At 31.1% G+C, this 21,907-nt stretch carries 18 protein-coding genes, 2 tRNA genes and 1 riboswitch; of the genes, 5 read left to right on the forward strand and 15 right to left on the reverse strand.

What is annotated here, in order from left to right; all coding sequences use genetic code 11:
* Positions 1–708: 708 nt before the first annotated feature.
* Positions 709–1,185 (forward strand): GreA/GreB family elongation factor, encoded by a 477-nt coding sequence (locus tag ACREVU_RS11835; RefSeq protein ID WP_431551805.1) that lies wholly within the window; start codon positions 709–711, stop codon positions 1,183–1,185.
* Positions 1,186–1,323: 138 nt separating this feature from the next.
* Here ACREVU_RS11835 and ACREVU_RS11840 read toward each other — a convergent pair whose 3' ends face one another.
* The 10 genes from ACREVU_RS11840 to sstT all read right to left on the reverse strand — a co-directional run bounded on the left by ACREVU_RS11840 (position 1,324) and on the right by sstT (position 13,249).
* Positions 1,324–1,524 (reverse strand): cold shock domain-containing protein, encoded by a 201-nt coding sequence (locus ACREVU_RS11840; RefSeq protein ID WP_431551806.1) that lies wholly within the window; start codon positions 1,522–1,524, stop codon positions 1,324–1,326.
* 461 nt (positions 1,525–1,985) lie between these two features.
* Positions 1,986–3,326 carry a GH1 family beta-glucosidase gene (locus ACREVU_RS11845; protein ID WP_431551807.1) on the reverse strand — a complete coding sequence of 447 codons (1,341 nt, stop codon included), beginning with the start codon at positions 3,324–3,326 and terminating at the stop codon, positions 1,986–1,988.
* A 52-nt stretch (positions 3,327–3,378) separates the two neighbouring features.
* Positions 3,379–4,239, reverse strand: a complete 861-nt coding sequence (locus tag ACREVU_RS11850; protein WP_431551808.1) for a carbohydrate ABC transporter permease — start codon at positions 4,237–4,239, stop codon at positions 3,379–3,381.
* Positions 4,240–4,250: 11 nt separating this feature from the next.
* The gene (locus ACREVU_RS11855) at positions 4,251–5,147 is read right to left on the reverse strand and encodes a carbohydrate ABC transporter permease (RefSeq protein ID WP_431551809.1); all 897 of its coding nucleotides are present in this window, start codon (positions 5,145–5,147) and stop codon (positions 4,251–4,253) included.
* Positions 5,148–5,237: 90 nt separating this feature from the next.
* Complete coding sequence (locus ACREVU_RS11860) at positions 5,238–6,596, reverse strand: ABC transporter substrate-binding protein (RefSeq protein WP_431551810.1); 1,359 nt, start codon at positions 6,594–6,596, stop codon at positions 5,238–5,240.
* A gap of 127 nt (positions 6,597–6,723) precedes the next feature.
* Positions 6,724–7,761: a LacI family DNA-binding transcriptional regulator gene (locus ACREVU_RS11865; RefSeq protein ID WP_431551811.1), complete on the reverse strand. Its 1,038-nt coding sequence runs from the start codon at positions 7,759–7,761 to the stop codon at positions 6,724–6,726.
* A gap of 194 nt (positions 7,762–7,955) precedes the next feature.
* The gene (locus ACREVU_RS11870; protein ID WP_431551812.1) at positions 7,956–8,078 is read right to left on the reverse strand and encodes a hypothetical protein; all 123 of its coding nucleotides are present in this window, start codon (positions 8,076–8,078) and stop codon (positions 7,956–7,958) included.
* 25 nt (positions 8,079–8,103) lie between these two features.
* Positions 8,104–10,542 (reverse strand): glycoside hydrolase family 94 protein, encoded by a 2,439-nt coding sequence (locus tag ACREVU_RS11875; protein WP_431551813.1) that lies wholly within the window; start codon positions 10,540–10,542, stop codon positions 8,104–8,106.
* Positions 10,543–10,762: 220 nt separating this feature from the next.
* The gene (locus tag ACREVU_RS11880; protein ID WP_431551814.1) at positions 10,763–11,656 is read right to left on the reverse strand and encodes an MBL fold metallo-hydrolase; all 894 of its coding nucleotides are present in this window, start codon (positions 11,654–11,656) and stop codon (positions 10,763–10,765) included.
* A 348-nt stretch (positions 11,657–12,004) separates the two neighbouring features.
* Positions 12,005–13,249, reverse strand: coding sequence for a serine/threonine transporter SstT (sstT, locus tag ACREVU_RS11885; RefSeq protein ID WP_431551815.1), 1,245 nt, complete (start codon positions 13,247–13,249; stop codon positions 12,005–12,007).
* Positions 13,250–13,634: 385 nt separating this feature from the next.
* Here sstT and ACREVU_RS11890 point away from each other — a divergent pair.
* Positions 13,635–13,719, forward strand: a tRNA-Leu gene (locus ACREVU_RS11890).
* A 101-nt stretch (positions 13,720–13,820) separates the two neighbouring features.
* A riboswitch (M-box (ykoK) riboswitch) is annotated at positions 13,821–13,989 on the reverse strand.
* Positions 13,990–13,994: 5 nt separating this feature from the next.
* Here ACREVU_RS11890 and ACREVU_RS11895 read toward each other — a convergent pair.
* A complete protein-coding gene (locus ACREVU_RS11895) occupies positions 13,995–14,891 on the reverse strand; it encodes an MYG1 family protein (protein ID WP_431551816.1) in 897 nt (298 codons plus the stop codon).
* A gap of 331 nt (positions 14,892–15,222) precedes the next feature.
* On the opposite strand from ACREVU_RS11895, the gene ACREVU_RS11900 reads away from it, so the two are divergent.
* The 3 genes from ACREVU_RS11900 (at position 15,223) to ACREVU_RS11910 (ending at position 17,123) form a co-directional block, all read left to right on the forward strand.
* Positions 15,223–15,570 (forward strand): hypothetical protein, encoded by a 348-nt coding sequence (locus ACREVU_RS11900; protein WP_431551817.1) that lies wholly within the window; start codon positions 15,223–15,225, stop codon positions 15,568–15,570.
* Positions 15,571–15,782: 212 nt separating this feature from the next.
* A complete protein-coding gene (locus tag ACREVU_RS11905) occupies positions 15,783–16,802 on the forward strand; it encodes a potassium channel family protein (RefSeq protein WP_431551818.1) in 1,020 nt (339 codons plus the stop codon).
* A gap of 236 nt (positions 16,803–17,038) precedes the next feature.
* Positions 17,039–17,123: transfer RNA gene (locus ACREVU_RS11910), tRNA-Leu, on the forward strand.
* Positions 17,124–17,381: 258 nt separating this feature from the next.
* Here ACREVU_RS11910 and ACREVU_RS11915 read toward each other — a convergent pair.
* From ACREVU_RS11915 to ACREVU_RS11930, 4 genes are all read right to left on the reverse strand, one after another.
* Complete coding sequence (locus ACREVU_RS11915) at positions 17,382–18,521, reverse strand: aldo/keto reductase (RefSeq protein ID WP_431551819.1); 1,140 nt, start codon at positions 18,519–18,521, stop codon at positions 17,382–17,384.
* Positions 18,522–18,702: 181 nt separating this feature from the next.
* On the reverse strand, positions 18,703–19,356 hold the full coding sequence (locus ACREVU_RS11920) for an HAD family hydrolase (protein WP_431551820.1): 654 nt from the start codon (positions 19,354–19,356) through the stop codon (positions 18,703–18,705).
* A 307-nt stretch (positions 19,357–19,663) separates the two neighbouring features.
* A complete protein-coding gene (locus ACREVU_RS11925) occupies positions 19,664–20,695 on the reverse strand; it encodes a nucleotidyltransferase family protein (protein ID WP_431551821.1) in 1,032 nt (343 codons plus the stop codon).
* A gap of 395 nt (positions 20,696–21,090) precedes the next feature.
* The gene (locus tag ACREVU_RS11930) at positions 21,091–21,903 is read right to left on the reverse strand and encodes a prolipoprotein diacylglyceryl transferase (RefSeq protein ID WP_431551822.1); all 813 of its coding nucleotides are present in this window, start codon (positions 21,901–21,903) and stop codon (positions 21,091–21,093) included.
* Positions 21,904–21,907 lie beyond the last annotated feature (4 nt).

Raw genomic sequence — 21,907 nt, forward strand, 5'->3', positions numbered from 1 at the left:
TGTGTTAGGCACGCCGCCAGCGTTCGTCCTGAGCCAGGATCAAACTCTCAATTTAAAAGTTTACACTTTTTATTTGAAATGAATAATCTGAGACAACTGTTAAGTTGTTACTCAAGCTCATTACATACTTTTTAGTCTTACGACTAAAATTTTACTTGTTTATCTAAAGTAATTAACTGGTCTAACGAAATATTATTTCGCTATTTTACCTATTTCTCTGTTTAATTTTCAAAGACCAACTATCTATTTTGTATTAATCGCCAAGTGACGACTTCTACTATATTACTAGATATTGTTTGTTTTGTCAACAACTTTTTAAAATTTATTTTCAGTGGAAAATTTATTAAAGAGTAATTAACATTTAACTTATTGCGCCACTGCTTGGTGACTACAAGAAATATTCTATCATATAAATAAAACTATAATATCATCAAATATCCATTCTACCTAGATTATATGCATATTCCTACATATATATATAAATAATTCGATATTTCGCATCCGGATACGCATGGCTAATTATCAATATAAATAATATATATATTCAGCTTAATAATACCTATGCTACAATGATATTATATTTTCATAATAATAAGCTTGAACCGCTTCTGACAAATTTATAATTATGTAGTCCTAAAAATCCCTTATTACTATATAATGTAGTAATTTTAAAAAACAATAAAAAATAATAAAAAAACAGGTGATGAAATGAATAATAAACTTACTAAAAAAGATATTGAAGAACTCCAAAAGGAATTTGACTATCGTAAAGGTCCATTAACAATGGAAATTGCACATGAAAAGATGATAGCTGCAGCTCATGGCGATAGAAGTGAAAACGCAGAATATAAAGCAGCCAAATCAAATATGTATGATAACTATAGAAGAATGGGCTACTTAATAAAAATGATTAGATCTGCTGAAGTTATTGATGATATTATTGTTAATACTCAGGGTGCAAATATTGGTGATAAATTACTGGTAAAATTTGAAGGTAGTGATGATATAGAAGAAATAGAACTTGTAACAACACTTAAAATTGATATATTTAATAACAAATTCAGTATTGAATCACCAATAGGCATAGTATTGTTTGGTAAGACACCAGGAACCATAGTAGAGGTGGCATCCCCAGATGGAAATTACAAAATAGAGTTAGTAAGTATTCAGCCATTTTATAAATAAAAACAAAGTACACCACTTAGATTAAACTAGTTTAATCTAAGTGGTGTACTTTGTTATATATTATTAAATTAATAATATATATCCAACATAAATAAAAAAACCATTAAATAGTATAACTATTTAATGGTGAAATATTAATTATTTTTCAATAGTAATATTTTCAGCTTGTGGTCCTTTTGGTCCTTCAACGATGCTGTAAGAAACCTTTTGACCTTCTTCAAGTGATTTGTAACCATCTGAATTAATTTGTGAAAAATGAGCGAAAACGTCTATTCCGTCCTCTCCTGTAATAAAACCAAATCCTTTTTCTGAATTAAACCATTTAACTGTACCATTCATATTATGTGTACCTCCGAAATTTTATATTTCTTAAACACTTTGTAATACCCCACCTATAAAATTTCGATTTTAAAATACTAATTAAAAGTACTATTTAATTGAAATATATCTGTGTTGCTTTATTTACTATTCATTTAAGTTATGACTTAATAATATCACAATTTATTATAAAAAGCAAGTTTTACTAATAGATTTTCATCAAAACTTGTCTTAAGACTCTTAATATTAACAGTGAACCGCCCATATATAAGGCGATACAGCCTTCTAAAATAAAATTAATTTATTTATATTCTAATCACTATATATCAGTATATTTAAAAAAATTAACCAATTCAGAAGTACAATTTTATTAATAATCATAAAAATAAGAATGATTTTATATAATGGAAGAGATTTAGTTCAAATGAAAAAGCATCCTATTAAGATGCTCTTATTCTATCTTTCTAATTTTTTACCAACATCTAACCATCTAGACTGCGAGTTTTAATAACTCCCTTATACCATAAGGCACTATCTTTCATAATTCTTTCTTGAGTATCATAATTTACATATACCATGCCAAAACGTTTTGAATATCCAAAAGCCCATTCAAAATTATCCATGAAAGACCATAAATAGTAACCTTTAAGATTTCCACCCTCTTCAATAAATCTTTGTATAACCACAAGGTGATCTTTAATAAAGTTTATTCTTTCTATATCGTGAACCTTATTATCTTTTGTAACTTTATCATCAAAAGCTGCACCATTTTCAGTAATATATAATGGTAGCTTTGTATATTCACTCTTGATTCTTATAAGCAATTCGTATAGTGAATTAGGACAAATCTCCCAGCCCATTGCAGTTTTTTCTTCTCCACCATCAATTCCCTTAAATTTAAGTTCCAAATCTGGAGCATATTCTATTTTACTGCTACTGTAATAGTTTATACCTAAAAAATCCATATCAGTAGATATAATACTTAAATCTCCTGCTACAATAAAATCTAGACTTCCAACTATTTTCTCATAAAATTCAATCATATCTTTTGGATAACTGCCTTTAAGCACCGGGTCTAGAAACCATCTATTTAGGAAGCCATCATTTATTTTTGTGGCAAATATATCTTCTTCTTTAGTCGATGCTGGATAAACAGGTGATAAGTTCAAGGTAATTCCTATGCTACTACTTACAAATTTAAACTTTCTAAAAGCTCTTACTACAAGACCATGAGACAATAGCAAATGGTGTGAAACCATTAGTGCCTTTTTCAAATCACTATTCCCTGGTGCATGTATCCCTAAATAATTTCCAAGCAAAGATGCGCAAAAGGGTTCATTATGTGTTATCCACAATGATACATCTCGCCCCAACTCCTCAAAGACTTTTATGCAAAAATTTTCAAACCAATATACACATTCTCTATTTTCCCATCCACCTAAATCCTGAGCCCATTGTGGTAAATCCCAGTGGTATAAGGTTATAGCTGGAATGATTTTTTTCTCTTTTAATTCCTTTATTATATCTTTATAAAATTCTATTCCCTCTTGGTTATATTCATCCTTTGATGGGAATATTCTTGGCCAAGAAATAGAAAGTCTATATGAATCTACCCCTATTTCTTTTAAAATATTTATATCTTCTTTATACCTGTGGTAATGGTCACAAGCTATGTCACCATTATGACCATTATAAACTTTTCCTTTAATTTTTGAGAAAGTATCCCAAATAGATGGAGTTCTTCCCCCTTCATCAAATCCACCCTCTATTTGATAAGCTGCCGTAGCTGTTCCGAATATGAAATCATCTTTAAATTTGTTCATTTTTATGCCTCCTACTCAAGTACCCACGTTATAAAATAAATTGGTATAAAAGTTATCCCTTTACTCCTCCTACGGTAAGTCCTCCTACTATTTTTTTTGATAAGAAAATAAATGCTATCATTATAGGTACAATTGAAATAGCTACACCTGCAAAAACTGCACCATATTCTGTTTGGTAGGTTCCTCTAGCTAGCATTACCATTATTGGCAATGTAAATTTCATAGGATCAAATAGTAATATAAGCGGTATTAAGAAATTATTCCAAGTTTGAATAAACGTAAATATAGACATTGTAGCCACACTTGGGAATATCAAAGGCAAAACTATCTTGTTAAATATTTTAAATTCGTTGCACCCATCTATTCTAGCCGCTTCTATAAGTGAACCACTAATTGCACCATCTGTATATCCTTTAATAAAGAATACCGATGCTGGTGTTGCAATAGCAGGTATTATTAGTGGTATATAGGAATCAAGTAAATGAAGACCCTTTATCAATTGAAATAATCCTATCATACCTAACTGCGTAGGTATCATCATAGTTCCAAGTAATACCCAAAACAAAATTTTATTACCTCTAAATTTAAACTGAGAAAAACCATATGCAGTTAAGGCGCTAAAATAACCACTTACTATAGTAACTAAACTTGCTATTATTAAGCTATTAAATAAACCATTCCATATAGGCTGACTTTGTAGTAATCTTTTGTAGTTTGTCATAAATGCCGTTCCAGGTGTTAAATATAATGTTGTAGCTATCTCTCCATTAGTGTGAGTAGCATCAATTATCATTATGAAAAACGGTAAAAAACATAGGATGGCAAGTGCTATTAGCACTATGTACAAAATTGTTTTACTAAAAAAACTTCCTACTTGCTTTCTATTATTTTTTAATACATTATTATATTCCATCTCTACCTCCTCTATTCGTAATCGGCATTTCTATTTATAAATTTAAATGATATTAATGCGAATACAAGTATAATTAAAAATAATGCATATCCCACAGCTGCACCGTATCCATAATTACTATTTACAAATGCAGTTCTATAAAGATACATAACCATTGTCATAGTTGCATTATTAGGATCTCCTGCACCTTTTGATAGTGCATATGGTATATCAAAAGATTGCATTCCTCCTATCAATGAAGTTATAAATGAAAATAAAATTGTTGGTCTTAATAGTGGAATTGTTATTGACCAAAACCTTTGAAATTTCGTGGCCCCATCCACAGTTGCAGCCTCATAAAGTTCTTCAGGTATATTTTTAATTCCTGCCATAAATATAATCATACTATACCCAAACCACATCCAAAAGGACGTAAGTGACACTATGCCTCTAGAGTAACCTTCACTCATCAGAAAATTTATTGGCTCCTTTATTAAATGAACCCCCATCAATATTTTATTAACTGATCCTGCTTGCCAATCAAATAAGAATGCAAACAAAATACCAATTGAAGTTGCTGTAACTAAATTAGGAAAGAAATATACTGCTCTAAAAATATCTTTACCTCTTAACCTTGCTTCATTTAATATTACTGCTAAAGCTAATGCTACAATTAGTTGAGGTATCCCCCCGCATAGCCACATAATCCAAGTATTAATTACAGTTTTTATAAAAACAGGATCTGAAAATAATCTTGAATAATTGGCAAAACCTACAAATTTTGTATTACTGGACATTCCATCCCATTTAAGAAAACTCACATAAAGAGAATAAATCATAGGATATAATTGAAAAATTAAAAATGTTATAAAAAATGGAGCAATAAACAGCAATCCATATTTTTCCTTGTTTATTCTTGCTTTCTTCAAATTTACTCCTCCCCCTAATTAATTAGCCTTATTAATTAAAAACAATTAATAAGGCTAATTGTTATTTATTTTCTTTTATATATCTTTAAATTAATCTACTTTTATGTCAGGATATGCATTTACTACATCAGCTTTGAATTTTTTAAGCATGTCATCCTTAGATGCTGTTTTACCTAAAATCAACAAATCTATTTCTTTATTCCAAGCATTGTTAATAGTATCATCATATTCTGTAACTAATTTACCATTAACGCCTTTAACAAGTTCTGCGTAAGATTTGTATACATTTTGTCCATTTAGATATTTATTGTTTCCCGCATCTGTAGTTGATAATGTAGCCTGAGTATCACTATTATTCATGAAGTCACCTTTATCTGTTGCCTGTGCTGTCATGAAATCTGTATTTGTAGTTATATAATTAACAAATTGCCAAGCATTATCTTTTTCTTTACTATTCTTGGATATTCCAAGCCAAGTTCCACCCCAGTAGTATGGTGTTGGCGCTTGTACAAATCCATAGTTTCCTTCTTCCTTTGGAGCATTCTGTGCTAGAACAAAAGGAAGTCCCCAAGTTGGAAGCATGTATCCAAATGTAGTCTTATCTGCCATAGATCCAGTCCATGCTGGTGTCCATTGAGTAAATTTAGCATCCAGTCCTTCTTTTCTAATTTTAGTTGCTTGATCAATATAATCCATCATTTTAGCATCAATAACTAACTTACTATCTTTTACCCATCCCTGCGTACGGCTACCAATAGCAACATTTACTAATTCATTATATCCAGCTAATAACTTAACAGTTCCTGAGCTCTTAGCCTTGAGTGTTTCTCCAAGTTTGATAAAGTCCTCTGTTGTTGTCATCATCTTTTGAATATCCTCTGGTTTATCTGTACCAAGATATTGCTTTGCAATGCTCCTCTTATAAAAGAATCCACCAGGAGTAGCCTGCCAAGTTAAAGCTCTAATTGACTTATCTTCATCATTTCGTCCCAAATCTATAGTATATGGTACCATTTTGCCTATAAGTGTTTCTGCATTATAAGGTGCTTTTGATAGATCCTCGTAAAAATCTGAATTTGTAAATTTCTTTACAAAAGCTGATTCTGATAAGAAAATATCAGGTCCACCTACACCAGCACTCATTGTAGATGAAATTTTAGTTGTATAAGCACTATTGTCATTTGGTATTGATACAAGCTCAACTTTAATATTAGGGTAAACTTTGTTAAACCTATCGATGATACCTAAATCCTTGAGTTCAGTATTCCAAGACCAAATTTTTATAGTGCCCTTATAATCTGCTGGTGCTTTATTAGTAGCGGCCACTGCCTCTGTTGTTTTCTTAATTTCCTCTGTTTTAGTCTTAGATCCACATCCAGCTAACATTGACGTAACCATTATTGTAGATAAGGTTAATAGTGCAACCTTCTTTAAATAATTTGTTTTCATTATTTTCCCCCCTTAAAATATTTGGTTTATCTATTAATAAATAACACCCTCAAAAGGACATTATATTACTAACCCATTCTCAATAACCTCGCGTTTATTATTGATCCAAAAGAAAATGTAAAACACTTCACTTTAGAGTCTTACATGAATTTCTTTTGACTAAATCAATAGGTAGTGTATAATTTGCTGAAAAATTAGAATCGTTCTCGATGGACGTTATTAGTGTATTGGTTGCTATTGAAGCCATTTCTAGAAGATCCATTTTTACAGTTGTTAGTGATGGACTTATATACCTTGCCACCTCTATGTCATCAAAACCTACTATAGAGATATCTTCTGGCACTCTTAAATTAGTTTCTTTAATAGCATTCAATGCTCCTATAGCCATATTATCATTTCCACAAAATATTGCGGTGGGAATTTCCTTTCGAAGCATTTTTTTTGTAGCATTATAGCCTCCATTAATTGTAAAATCACCTTTGACAATCAAATTATTCTTTATAGGAATTCCTGCATCTGTTAATGCTTCTTTATAAGCATCCAATCTCTCAATGCCAGATAAATTTTCTGATATTCCAATTATGTGTGCGATTTTTGAATGTCCAAGTTCTATTAAATAATTAGTGGCTTTATATGCTCCATAATAATTATCAGCATTTACAATTATGCACTTCGAATAGACCTCTTCATCTAATTTCACAGATTGATCCAGTAGAGCAACCCTATACCCAGAACGTATAATATCTTTTATTTCTGATTCTCCGTTTTTTTCTCCAATAAAAATTCCACCTGATATTGTCTTATTATAAAAAGTTTCTTTTACTTTTTTATAATCCTTTTGTTTACTTACTATAGAAACGAGTACGTTATAACCCAATTTACTTGCATTATCTATAACTGATCCTAAAAATGGTGAAAAGTAAGAAGATGCCGTAACTTGTTTACCGCCTGAATCTGCCTTCATGTCAATTATAAAAAGGCCAATCACCCTATTTTTAGCTCCAGCAAGCATTCTAGCTGATGCGTGAGGTACATAATTATTTTCCTTGATTATTTGTTGAATTCTTTTTCTAGTTTCCTCTGGAACATTAGTATAATTATTAATTACCCTTGAAACGGTGCTTCTTGAAACTCCTGCAATATTTGCTATGTCAATACTGTTCATATCCACACCCTCCTCGCATCCTTTAAACGCGTGTTTATAATATATATATACTACTTCATTTTTCCTTTGATTTCAAGTGGCCATAAGCTGATTTTCCCTTAAATAACGCATTTAAAATAGTATTTTCTTCAATTACATCCTATTTGCTAACTTTCTTTTGAAAACCGTTTACATTTCCCCCTTAAAATTTAAACTTAACCCGAAGTTTTTTCTAATCCTTCAACAGCTTTATTACTATCTAAATCTAAATCATTAGAGGTTTCTACACATTGCATTGTATTTAGTGCTTGTTCACTAGATATTGCTGCAATTTCCAAGATAGCAAGAGTGAATTCTACTTATTTAACTACCCATTTTCACTTCTATTTTATGCTCAGAGCCATCACCAAACACAGGTAGTGTCTTCCCTTCTATAGCCACTCCATCTATTTTTATCAATTTAACACCGCTACAAACATGCTCAGGATTTTTAACTTCAATATTATATATATCTCCTCTATATACTCTCTTAATTTCAAAACCATTACATGCACTTGGAATGCAAGGATTTACACTAAGGCCATCATATTCTGGCTTTACTCCTAATATAAACTGAGTAATTGCAAAATAATTCCATGCTGCGGTTCCCGTAAGCCAAGAATTTTTAGCTTCTCCATGCCTTGTTGCATCTTTTCCTGCTACCATTTGTGAATAAACATAGGGCTCTGTTTTATGAATCTCGCTTATGTCTTCAACAAAGGCTGGAGCTATCTTCTTATATACTTCGTATGCTCTATCCCCTCTACCTAAAACTGTTTCAGCGATCATTATCCATGGATTATTGTGACAGAATATACCCCCATTTTCTTTATATCCTGGTGGATAAGATGAAATTTCACCAAGTTTTACATCATATTTGCTGTATGATGGAGTCTGAAGCATAATACCATATTTAGTATCTAATCTTTCCGCAACAGAATCTAAGGCTTTCAATGCTAATCCCTCTTCTACACCAATACCTGCCATTACGCACAAACCCTGTGATTCAATATATATCTGACCCTCTTCACATTCTTTACTCCCCACTTTATTTCCAAAAGCATCATATGCTCTTAAAAACCAATCTCCATCAAAACCTTTTTCTATGACTGCCTTTCTCATTTCATCAATGTGCTTTTGGGCTATTATAGCTTCTTTATTTAAGCCTCGCCTCTTGCATAGCTCTACATATTCAGGTCCAATAAAAACAAACATTCCAGCTATTAGTACTGATTCCGCAACTCTACCATCTGGATCTCCAAAGGTTTGAAAAGATTCATCAGGTTCTTTAGAAAAACAATTTAAATTCAAACAATCATTCCAGTCAGCTCTTCCGATTAGCGGAAGTCCATTAGGTCCAAGATTATTAATAACATGATAGAAAGAACGTTTTAAATGCTCCATTAAGGTTCCTTTTATATTCTCGTCACAATTAAAAGCCACTTGTTCATTAAGTATATTAAAATCTCCAGTTTCTTTTATATAAGCTGCCACACCTAAAATTAGCCATAATGGATCATCATTAAACCCTCCGCCAATTTCAGTGTTACCCTTTTTAGTTAATGGCTGGTATTGATGATAAGCTCCACCGTCTTCAAATTGTATTGCAGCTATGTCTAATATCCTTTCTCTTGCTCTACCCGGAATTTGATGCACAAATCCAAGTAGATCTTGATTTGAGTCCCTGAATCCCATGCCTCTTCCAATTCCTGACTCAAAATATGAAGCACTTCTAGACATATTAAAAGTTACCATACACTGATAGGGATTCCATATGTTAACCATGCGATTTAACTTATCATCCTCACTTTTTATAATGTATTTTGATAATAAATTTAGCCAATATTTATTTAAAGCTTCTAACCCTTCTTCAACTTGAATATCCGTACTAAATTTTGCTATCATAGACTTAGCCTTTGTCTTATTAATAATACCAGGACTTTCCCACTTTTCTTCCTCTTCATTTTCTACATATCCAATTATGAAAATCAAACTTGTTTCTTCACCTGGTTTAAGTGTTAATACCTTACTATGAGATGCTATGGGTGACCATCCACTGGCTACTGAATTATTAGATTTACCAACTGTCACAGTTTGGGGCGCATCAAATCCATTATATAATCCAAGAAATGATTCTCTATCACTATCAAATCCATCTACCTCTGTATTAACTGAGTAAAATGAATAATGATTACGTCTTTCTCTATATTCTGTTTTATGGTAAATTACAGAATGATCTATTTCAACCTCTCCAGTACTAAAATTTCTTTGAAAGTTTGTCATATCATCATAGGCATTCCATAAGCAAAACTCAATAAATGAAAAAACTGTAATTTCCTTAGAATCATTTGAAGTATTTTTTATTTTAAGCCTATTCACCTCTCCCTGATATTTTAAAGGTACAAACATTAATTGTTCTACTTCAATACCATTTCTTTCACTTTTAATTTTAGTGTATCCGAGTCCATGCCTACATTCATAGGAGTCTAATTCAGTTTTCACTGGCATATAGCCTGGTGTCCACACATCTCCACCGTCATTTATATAATAATATCTTCCCCCATTATCCACAGGTGCACTATTATATCTATATCTAGTTAACCTTCGAAGCCTAGCATCCTTATAAAAGCAATACCCACCACCGGTATTTGAAACTAGCGAAAAAAAGTCCTCCGTTCCGAGATAATTAATCCAAGGATAAGGAGTTTTAGGTGTAGTTATAACATATTCTTTTTTAAAATCATCAAAATAACCAAATTTCATTGTTCATCCCCCCTATATTTGTACAATTCTATTTTATATAGAATCCATAAATATATCAATTATCATAGGAGCTAGAATTACCTCTACTACTTAGATTATATTTAATTAACGCGCGTTTTTAAGATATTTTACAGTTTCTTAAGTTTATTTAAAAAGATACAGAATACACCTAAGTATATTCTGTTAGACTAAGAATAAGTACAACATATAATATAAATGCTTATGCTCTAGAGTATTTAAGAAACCCTTCATCTATATTTAATACTAACCTTCCAGTTTCATTTAAATATTCCACATAAGATCCTAACATTCTTTCTATCATAGTATATTTATATTTACTATTTACATGAATATTAAACTTTTTAATAACCGCCTTCAAAATATCGTCCCTTGTCATAGCAGAATCTATGACATCATATACTCTTGTAGCTCTATTTTTATAGAAATCTATATTGTCAGTTATAAGTTTTGTAATATCATCGAACATCCCTTTGTGTGCCACTACATATTTACTACAACTTAAGTCATAGAGCTTTAGTTTACTCTTCAAGTCTTCACTGAGTATAAAAGCATAGGGCATTTTAGCCCCCCTCATAACTTCATAGCTTATAAGTGCATCTCCTAAGTATGCAACATCATCGGGTGTAATAATACATACATGTGCTGGACTGTGCCCTGGTGTATGAATAATTTTAAATTCAATACCCTGAACAGATACTATATCTTGGTTATCCAAAATCATAATATCTGTTTTACAGACCATATGGCCAAAATGCTCCGTAACCTCGGATAATGTTTGGCTATTATAATAAAGCTTTAAATTCATTGTGGAACTACAAATAAGAGCTTCATAGGCTGGCATAGCTATAATACAGTTATATTTTTCCTTGAAATAAGCATTATTCCCTACATGATCTACATGAGCATGAGTACATATTATACCAACTACCACAAGGTTGTTTCTTTCTAAAATTTCATCTATTCCTTCTCTTTCTCCATTGGCCCATCCTGAATCAAGCATAATAATTTCCTTTTGATTAATTTTATAAAAAGGTATGTATAACATGCCGGTATCAATACAAAATGTATTCCCCTTAATTTCTTTTATTTCCATATTTTCTTTAGTGAGAGAGTGTGCTATAAGTACACAAAAACACTAAATACCACTTCCTTTCTTATCTATTCTTTTATGTGCATTCCCTGTTAATGGATATTACAAGAATTAATGATTAATTTCAATCATTAATAAACATATACTCGATTATATCAAAGTTTCAACATTGTTTCCATATAAACGCATTATTACTGAGCAATGCCATTGTATACAACTTATAACCAAACTAATTTCAATCAAAAGAGAAAGTCCCCTATAACAGATTATAAACTGCCATAGGGAACTTCAGTAGGTGTAAAAACAACACTATAATTTAATTTTTATTTATTAATAATGTGTTTTTCTTATTTATGCCACTTTTTTCTTGATAGTAATATCTTTTCCTTCTTTACGCCACTTAGCAAATTCAGCTGTTGCTGTGAAAAGTGCATCTGTAGATGAGTTAAGTGCTGTTTCGCAAGAGTCTTGTAAAACACCTACGATAAATCCTACACCAACTACCTTCATAGCAATATCATTTGGAATCCCAAATAAGCTAGCCGCAAGAGGAATCAGTAGAAGTGAACCACCAGCTACACCTGAAGCACCGCAAGCGGAAACAGCAGACAGAATGCTTAGGATAAGTGCAGTAGGCATATCTACTTCAATACCAAGTGTGTGAACCGCCGCCAGTGTCAAGACACTAATAGTAACAGCTGCACCCGCCATATTGATAGTAGCACCTAATGGAATAGATACTGAATAAGTATCCTTATCTAAACCTAAACTTTCACATAAACTCATATTTACAGGAATGTTTGCAGCTGAACTACGTGTAAAGAATGCTGTAATACCACTTTCCCTTAAGCATTTAAGTACAAGTGGGTATGGGTTTTGACGAATATTTACGTATACAATGATTGGATTGACAACAAGAGCCATAAATACCATACATCCAACCAAAAGTGCAAGTAAATTTCCATAACTGAGTAATGCAGAAACACCATTTGTAGCAATAGCATCAAATACAAGACCCATTATTCCCAATGGTGCAAAGTCAATTACCCATCTAACCATTTGAGTTAATGCATCTGAAAAATTAGTAATCATGTCTTTTGTAGAATCAGGAGCATTTTTTAAAGCAACTCCAAGAAGTAATGCCCAAGCCAAAATGCCGATATAATTTGCATTAAAAAGTGCTTTTACTGGGTTATCAACAACATTCATAAGTAATGCTTTGAGAACTTCTACCACACCACCCGGCGGCGCTGTCACACTCTGAGCACTCCCTGCAAGTGTTAAAGTTATTGGGAATATAAAACTTGCAACAACCGCCACAAGTCCCGCTAAAAATGTTCCTAAAAGATAAAGAACTATAATCGATTTCATATTGGTCTCATGACCACTCTTATGTTGAGATATAGCCGACATTACCAAGAAGAATACCAATATTGGTGCAATCGCTTTCAAAGCACCTACAAATAAAGAACCAAAAATAATGACAGGTTTTGCTTGTTGTGGAATCGTTACAGCTAATACAATACCAATAACTAACCCAATAATTATTCGTTTTACTAGACTCATTTTATTCCAACTATTCATTAGCTTTTTCATAATCTTTTTCCTCCTATAGTTTATGATAAAAACGAAACTGCGCACAGTCGCTTTAGATGTCTACTATGGACTAGTTATGCCTAATAAACCTGTGATAAAAGTATTTTACCACAAATCACAACACATGTGAAGTAAATATTAAATGTGATTAAAGATATTCTTTTGCACAATAGTGTTACTTATCCCTTTGTTTCAAATATAATGATTTTATACCACAAAATGCTTTGTTTTGATTAAACCTTCATCATTACTAAGGAAGATTATAACCCTTCCCTTTTCAATTTTACATTCAATTTTAATAAAAATATTGTATTGACATGTATACAATTAAATGGTATTATAATTTAAATTAATGGAATTTAATTACCCCAAGTGTCCCTACTATGCAGATGTGGCGGAATTGGCAGACGCACTAGACTTAGGATCTAGCGCTTTACGGCATGCAGGTTCAATTCCTGTCATCTGCACCAAAAAAGCAGTCATTTTATGACTGCTTTTTTTATTATCAAATTTATTTTTGTACCATTTAATTAAAACCCTAACATTTGCATTATCTAGAGAGGAAAAAATAGCTCATCTCCACTCGTTGAGTTTTAGCACTGTACAGCTTAGAGATTTGTTCCTCAGCTACATTAAGTAAAACCTTAATCCGGTAATACCTGCTGACCCGTTGGTGTCTCTCGATATTTCTGGGCAGTAGCATGTATCTTATACAGTATCCTCACCTAACAAGAATATTAAATTGTTACATTGACAATTTTGCTATTTTTAAAGCACTTTCCAAGCTTTTAGCTGATGCTATAAATCCTGCACTATGACAAAATATAGCATCATCTATTTTAATTATAGAATTTATTTCTTCACTTGATTTTCCTCTAATTAATTCTAATAAATCTTTTCTTGCTTCAAAAGTATCAGCAGTTTTCTTTACGGTCTGAATCTTATACTCTGCATTATTATCATCTGGAGAAATAACGAACAATACCTCGTTATTAATATCTATTTTAAATAACTGTTGAAGCCAAGGGCAACCCTTCTTTAAAACCATTATTTCATTAATATTTCTACTTTGAAATGCCTCATTTACTATAATCCTTGCTTTTATAACAGAAACTTGCCTACTTATTAATCTCTTTATAACCTGAGTAGCATACAGAACAGCTTCCATAAACGCATCATCCTTGGATGAGTCAGAATCCCATGTAGGATTAAATCCTTGGATAATATCGCTTATGGATGTTACTTTAATTTCTGATTTTATATCTATGCCATTATCTGTAGCATCAATGCCCTGTACTAAATTTTTATCGATATAATCAAAAATCGACATTATATCCACTTCGTCAAAATCCGAGTTAAACTTTTGTATTACTCTGGATCCAAATTCCCTCCAAACTAAACCACAAGCAGCATAAGGAATATTATTTTCTCTTACTTCCTTATTTAATTGGTGATGATCAAATTCTCCTAGGGATATATCATAAACAAAGTCTAGTTTGCTAAGTATATTTTCATCTCTTGTTCTCGTTACCTTTATATCCCCTAATATTAGACTAAGTATAGCTGTAGCCATAACATCATCTGCATGAAATTTACCACTATGTGTTCCTAAAGTTTTAATATTCTTTTCATTAATCATCATTTATCTTTAGTGAGAGAGTGTATAACAAGTACCAAACCCCCACCAAAATTCACTTCCTTTCTTTTTATACTATTAATCCTATAACTCATTAATTTATTATTATATCACAACAGTTGATTATTTGCCTATAGACTTTCTTAAATATATCTGTGTTACACTCAATATTTTTTTGCAAGATTTAATAATTTTGTTGAAATATAAATAAATATTTTTTGTTAATAATGTCACAATTTTACATAAAAATGTCATAGCTTATAATATACTTTAAAGGGTCATTTGAAATATATTAAAAGATAACTTATATTAAAAAGAGGAACGGGGGTATAAAAATATGGAGTTAAATGAATTAGAAAGTCAGATATTAATTGACATTTATGATGCCGATATGTTACCAGGAATGTCACTTGACATTGAGAATTTTAAATTAAAAGAGGCGGACCCAAAAGAGAAAAAGCAAGAATTTGCTTTCTATTTAGGTAAATTAAAAAAATTAGGCTTTATAAAATATGAAGAAAAAGATGCCTTTTTAAAAGGTGGAATTCGTAGCATTAAGTATAATAATAATATAACTACGATTAATGAAGATAAAGTACACATAGATTCAAAAGGAATAAAATTAGTAGAATGGTATAACCACAGTAATTTAGCAATTCAAAAAAACGAATACAAATGTGGCTAAAAAAATTAGCATAGACAATGTTAAATATAGCATGTCATTATTCAACATCTTAAAAAATAGCTTAACAATATAAACAAAAGAATTCCAATGATGGAATTCTTTTGTTCTTTGAGGAGTTGTTGCATTTAAGCTTAAAATAAGTTAAATTCCATGTTTATACATTTTACTTTTTGTGGTATAATTATTAAAATTATACCACAGGGGGTAAAGCTATGGAAAGTAACCGTAAATTTAATTTTGTAGTCTCCATATTACTAGCTTTAATCCTCACAGGAACAATAGGTTATAAATTTTTACTAGATGTTAGCATTGTAGATGCATTGTACATGACCATTATAACAATATCAACCGTAGGGTACGCAGAAGTGGCTACTATGAATCCAGATGCTAAGCTTTTCACAATATTTATTATTTTATTTAGTTTAGGTACTGTTGGGTATTTATTTACAAGTATTGTATCTTCATTTTTAGAAGGAGATTTAAAAGATGCATGGAGGAGGCGACGTATGGAATCACAGATAACTAAGTTAAAAGACCATTATATAATATGTGGTGCAGGAGAAACAGCACAAAATGCCATAAAGCAATTCAAAAGAAGTAATGTTCCTTTTATTGTAATAGATAATGAGGAAGAAAAAATAAATGAATTAATAGAAGACAAAATCCATGCTATCCATGGAGATCCAACGGAGGAAGATGTATTAGATAAAGCAAGAATAAAATATGCAAAAGGTCTTATATCTTGTTTACCTAAGGATTCTGAAAATGTATATACAGTTTTAACTGCAAGGGAAATGAATAGTAATTTATATATTGTGTCTCGATCTATAAACAAAAATGCAGAGGGGAGGCTCAAAAAAGCAGGTGCAAACAATACAATTTCTCCAAATGAAATAGGCGGAACTAGAATGGCAGCATTGATGCTCAGACCTACTGTTATTGCTTTTTTAGATATAATAACCCATGCTGGAGATGTAGTTTTAGACTTAGAAGATGTTGTTATTTGTGAGAATTCTATTATATTAAACAAGAGTCTTTGTGAAATAAAAATTCCGGAAAAAACTGGGCTAATAGTTCTAGCCATTAAAAAGTATAATAGTGAAAAATTAGTCTTTAATCCTAGTTCTGATGAAATTTTAAAATTAGGTGATACTATGGTAGTTCTAGGAACAGAAGTTCAGGTAATTTTACTTAGAAAAATTGCAAATGACATAGGAAAAAGGTGTTTCTGATTTTATATTTTTAACCCATCCACATTTTCCTTGAAACCTTATGATATAATATTAACTATACCATTCACCTGCCATACAATCATATTATAGTAATATTTAGGTACATTTCATTTACATATATACGTTTAAATGGTAAGATGGTTAAGATGATTAAATATTTACCAATAGTTTTGCAAAATAAATACACATTTTCATATTAACAAAAGTAATTGGTTAACAATTAGATCACCATTTATGCAGGTGTGGCGGAATTGGCAGACGCACTAGAATCAGGGTCTAGCGCTTTACGGCATGCAGGTTCGATTCCTGTCATCTGCACCAAAAAAGCACTCATTTTATGAGTGCTTTTTTATTTTTCAATATTTATGATCCTAAGTTTACAACTACCCTTAACGTTTACTTTTTCTTAATTCTACTAATGTACATCCCTCTATTGCCTGAATTCCATTTACTCTACAAAAATCAAGTATTTAAGGGTTTTCAGCTCCTGGTGAAAGTGGAAACGGATGTCTTTCCTGTTTGGTCCACATAAAATAGTAAAACAGCCCCAATCTTAACTTTAAAATTGGGGCTGTTTTGCTACTTATTATTCATGGCTACATTTACTTCTTTTAAATGTTTCCTAATTTCCAAATGTTGAGGACATAGTGTTTCACATTTACCACATTCTACGCAAGAAACTGCTCTTTGTTTTAAGGTTAAATCATTATTATAAGCATGGGATTGCGTTTCATATTCATCATACATAGAAGCTTCGTTGAGTATCGCAAAGTTTTTTGGTATGTCCACACCAACAGGACATGGCATGCAATAATTACATGCTGTACATTGAACCTTTATTAATTCATTATATTGCTTCTTAACATTATGAATTATTTCTAAATCTTCAGCTGATAATGAATTTGGAAGTGCAGTGTCTGAAGTTTTCATATTCTCTGTTATCTGCTCCATGGAATTCATACCACTAAGGACAGTAGTGACTTCAGGATGATTCCACACCCATCTCAAAGCCCACTCAGCGGGAGTTTTCTTAACTTCTGTTGTACCCCATTGCTCTTTTACTGACATCGGTGGTGTTTTGGATAATCTACCACCTTTCAATGGTTCCATAATTACAATAGCCATACCCTTTTTCGCTGCATATTCTAGTCCTTGCGTACCCGCTTGATAATTATCATCTAGAAAATTATATTGTATTTGACAAAAATCCCAATCATATGCATCTATAATTTCTTTAAATGTTTCAAGTTTATCATGAAATGAAAATCCTATTTTCTTTATTCTGCCATCACTTAAAGCACCTTTGATAAATTTAAAAATATCTAATTTTAATAGCTTGTCCCATCTTTCTTTATCTAAAGCATGAAGTAAGTACATATCTATATGGTCTGTTTGAAGTTTTCCCAATTGCTCATCTAAATATTTATCAAAATCTCCATAGGAATTTGTAAGCCATGTGGGTAATTTAGTGGCTAGTTTCACTTTTTCTCTGTAACCATCTTTGAGAGCCTTCCCTACAACCAATTCACTACTACCCTTATGATATGGATATGCAGTATCAATATAAGTAACACCATTATCTATTGCATATCTTATTAAAGAAATAGCTTTCTCCTCATCAATTTGCTTTTCATCAGCATTAATTACTGGTAACCGCATACATCCAAAACCAAGTGAAGACACTTTAAAATTGCATTTCCCAAATTCTCTATATTTCATTTGTTGCTCCTTTCAAATCTGCTAAATTAATTAGCTCTAATATTCTTTTATAACTATTATATACTTTATTAAATCAAATTAAAGTAAAAATTCATTTTAAAATAATATAAAAAATAACCATCTATAATAATAGTATGGTTACTGAGAAATCAATATTTAAATTTTTTATAATACATTTAATTTAATGACTGAGCTTGTTATAATTGATTTCTTTAAAATTATTTATTACTAAATCTGCAGTAGAAATATCTTGTCTTCCTTCAGGATCACTATTAATTCCTACGCATTTCATACCAGCTTTTCTAGCAGCAAGAACCCCATTATGAGAATCCTCAATAACTATACAATTTTCAGCGCTTACCCCAAGCTTCTTTGCAGCAAAAATAAATATATCTGGTTCAGGCTTACTTCGCTTTACATCGTCACCAGTAACAAAAGCTTCAAAGTATTCTTCTATATGAAATTTCTTAGCTATGGCATCAATTACATTAAGTGGTGACGACGATGCAATTGCTAGCTTAACTCCATTTCCATGCAACTCTTCTATTAAATCCTTAACCCCATCAATAAGTAGTATTTCACATTCATCTGAATTAAGGTGTTTAAAATATTTGTTTCTGTCATACTGTGTTAATTCCTCTATAGTTTGATTAAGCTTATATTTATTTTTTAGAGCTTCCCACATATAATTAGATGTTGCTCCTACAAAAGAATGATGCTCATCTTCTGTAATCTCTATGCCTAATTTTTTATAAGTCTCATTTTCAAGTTTTATATGTGTCGGTTCACTATCAATAATTACTCCATCCATATCAAATATAACTGCTTTTAGCATAAAATCACCATCCTGTTATTTTTTTATTTTTCTGTATAAATTATTTTATCTATATACAACATATCTATATACAACAAAAATCCCGTTGCTTCCAATTCTAGAATTATAGTATAAAAGTATTATTCCCAACTATGACTATAACATATACATGGAGACCTGATACTCCCATATACTCTCATTTATATAAAAACTATAAATTACAACATATAAGAACTAAATAACTTCTGTAAAAACAAAGAAAAAGTAATACCTTAAAACTCTAAATTTGAGCTTCAAGGTATTATTTATTTTTTGAATTACTAAATTACTATTCATTTTCAGCTTCAGATTTAATATTATTCGTATTTTCATTGCTATTAGATATCATAAAATCCGAGTTAATAATAACACTTGAAACTGTGGAATTATTTTCCAGTGTTATTTTGTCCCAAACAATAGAGTCAGTAATTGTATTATTAGGTCCCACTCTGCAATCATTCCCAATAATTGTATTGGGACCAATGGTAGAATTAGCCGCAATTTTAGTGTTTTCACCAATATACGTAGGTCCAATAATTTTAGCAGAACTATGGATTATTGTATTTTCGCCTACAAATATGTCCTGGTGTTTATCTTTAATTTCTGATAATGGATAATCTCCACTCAAAATATCTTCATTGACTTGAATATATTCTTCAAGAGTACCTATGCCTATCCAATATGCATCACTTTTATAAACTGCAATAGGATACCCTTTTTTTAATAGTAGTGGAAATGTTTCTTTTTCTATTGATACAAGCTGTGAATCTGGAATTTCCTTTAAAACATTTGGTTCAAATATATATATACCAGCATTGATATAGTTTGATTTTATTTCTGAAAGCTCTGATTTTTCAGTAAAGCTTTCAGCATAAAGATTCTTGTTATATTCAATAGCATCATAATCAGAAGGATTTTCAACTTTCGTTACTGCAACTGTAACTGATGCACATTTTTCTTTGTGAAATTTTAACATATCCACAATATTAATATCACTTAATATATCTTCTGTAAATACGATAAAAGTATCATGGAAAAATTCCTCAGCATTTTTAATTGCACCTCCTGTGCCTAAAGTAATGTCTTCCCCTATATAATGAATCTTTAATCCAAATTTTGTACCATCCCCGAAATATTTTTCAATTTTTTGTGGTTTATGACCAGTACTAAGTATAATTTCATCAACACCATAATCCTTAAGTTTTAATATGTTTCTTTCTAAAAGTGGTTTAGCCACAATTGGAATCATAGCTTTAGGTAAATCGTCTGTTAATGGTTCTAGGCTAGTCCCCACTCCATCTACAAGAAATAATGCTTTCATAAGTTTTCCTCCTATAGTTAGTCCCTTAAAGCACACTATTTTAGCAAAAGTGTTATTATAAAGTCTTACTTTATTTTTCACGTATTAAAGTAATTAGCTTAAATTTATATTTAAAAGCCAATAGCCTTGTCTCATAATAAAAAAGCCACCTTAACTAATTATTTAATGTGACATTAAAATCAGTTGGCGCTCCGTTAATTAATCAATATGCAATTAAAATACTATCTTAACAGTGAAGCAATATCTACACCTATTATATCACAACATGCGTTTTTTAGCGAATTATGTATAAACTGTTAAATAATTTTTTCACAACATTGCCTACACCTATAATAATATAATAGCACCAGAGTTACCCCTGATGCGTCAAAATAAAATAATATAAACATTTACTACTATTTTTTTATTATTTTACGTATATACAGACTACAAATAATGACTATACCACCATAAACCACAGGCCCTCTAATTATATTTGAAGTGATGGTAGCCTCGGGAAAATCTCTAAATAAAAATGATATAAACCTTCCAATACTAAATATTATAAGAAACACAGCGGACGTTATACCTTTTTTCACTTTTTTTCGTAACAATAATGCTGCTATTACAGCTGACAGTAAGGCAAAAAATACTTCATATAGTTGTGTTGGATGTCTTAAAATCCTTGGACTGTTAAACAAAATGTTTGTAAACGGATTATTTCCGAATACGCTTTTAAATGGATTTTTATCAGCATTTTCAAATGCAACCCCCCAAGGCATTGTAGTGGCTACACCGTAACAACACCCATTAAAGAAACAACCAAGTTTTGCTATTGCAGCTGATACTCCCAGGTGAGGTACTATAGCATCTGTAATCCTAACAAAATCTAATTTACATCTTATACAAATGTAATACCAAGTTGAAAATGCGCCTCCAAGACCACCATAAAGTGCAAAGCCCACTAGCTTTATTTGAAATAATTTACTTGGGGTTTCTATTATTTTTCCTATATATAATATCCCATAGAGTAACCGTGCTCCTACAAAGAAAGAAATGATAACCCAAAAGCTTGTAACTAGAATTTTTCCTGTGCTAACTCCTTCTTTTTTTAAATGTCTATAAGCAAAAATATACAAGTAGAGGGCTGCTGTGCATCCAAAAAAAACATAAGCGCTGATAGCAAATTTATGATTAAACAAATATACGTAGGTCAATATAGGCTTCATAGCA

The sequence above is a fragment of the Clostridium sp. genome (genome assembly GCF_050717535.1).
Lineage (GTDB): Bacteria > Bacillota > Clostridia > Clostridiales > Clostridiaceae > Clostridium_AD.

What these genes read in the sequence shown, in the direction of transcription:
- ACREVU_RS11835 (WP_431551805.1), top strand. Translation starts at nt 709, where the DNA reads ATGAATAATAAACTTACTAAAAAAGATATTGAAGAACTCCAAAAGGAA.
- ACREVU_RS11840 (WP_431551806.1), bottom strand. Translation starts at nt 1,524, where the DNA reads ATGAATGGTACAGTTAAATGGTTTAATTCAGAAAAAGGATTTGGTTTT.
- ACREVU_RS11845 (WP_431551807.1), bottom strand. Translation starts at nt 3,326, where the DNA reads ATGAACAAATTTAAAGATGATTTCATATTCGGAACAGCTACGGCAGCT.
- ACREVU_RS11850 (WP_431551808.1), bottom strand. Translation starts at nt 4,239, where the DNA reads ATGGAATATAATAATGTATTAAAAAATAATAGAAAGCAAGTAGGAAGT.
- ACREVU_RS11860 (WP_431551810.1), bottom strand. Translation starts at nt 6,596, where the DNA reads ATGAAAACAAATTATTTAAAGAAGGTTGCACTATTAACCTTATCTACA.
- ACREVU_RS11865 (WP_431551811.1), bottom strand. Translation starts at nt 7,761, where the DNA reads ATGAACAGTATTGACATAGCAAATATTGCAGGAGTTTCAAGAAGCACC.
- ACREVU_RS11875 (WP_431551813.1), bottom strand. Translation starts at nt 10,542, where the DNA reads ATGAAATTTGGTTATTTTGATGATTTTAAAAAAGAATATGTTATAACT.
- ACREVU_RS11880 (WP_431551814.1), bottom strand. Translation starts at nt 11,656, where the DNA reads ATGGAAATAAAAGAAATTAAGGGGAATACATTTTGTATTGATACCGGC.
- sstT (WP_431551815.1), bottom strand. Translation starts at nt 13,249, where the DNA reads ATGAAAAAGCTAATGAATAGTTGGAATAAAATGAGTCTAGTAAAACGA.
- ACREVU_RS11895 (WP_431551816.1), bottom strand. Translation starts at nt 14,891, where the DNA reads ATGATGATTAATGAAAAGAATATTAAAACTTTAGGAACACATAGTGGT.
- ACREVU_RS11900 (WP_431551817.1), top strand. Translation starts at nt 15,223, where the DNA reads ATGGAGTTAAATGAATTAGAAAGTCAGATATTAATTGACATTTATGAT.
- ACREVU_RS11905 (WP_431551818.1), top strand. Translation starts at nt 15,783, where the DNA reads ATGGAAAGTAACCGTAAATTTAATTTTGTAGTCTCCATATTACTAGCT.
- ACREVU_RS11915 (WP_431551819.1), bottom strand. Translation starts at nt 18,521, where the DNA reads ATGAAATATAGAGAATTTGGGAAATGCAATTTTAAAGTGTCTTCACTT.
- ACREVU_RS11920 (WP_431551820.1), bottom strand. Translation starts at nt 19,356, where the DNA reads ATGCTAAAAGCAGTTATATTTGATATGGATGGAGTAATTATTGATAGT.
- ACREVU_RS11925 (WP_431551821.1), bottom strand. Translation starts at nt 20,695, where the DNA reads ATGAAAGCATTATTTCTTGTAGATGGAGTGGGGACTAGCCTAGAACCA.
- ACREVU_RS11930 (WP_431551822.1), bottom strand. Translation starts at nt 21,903, where the DNA reads ATGAAGCCTATATTGACCTACGTATATTTGTTTAATCATAAATTTGCT.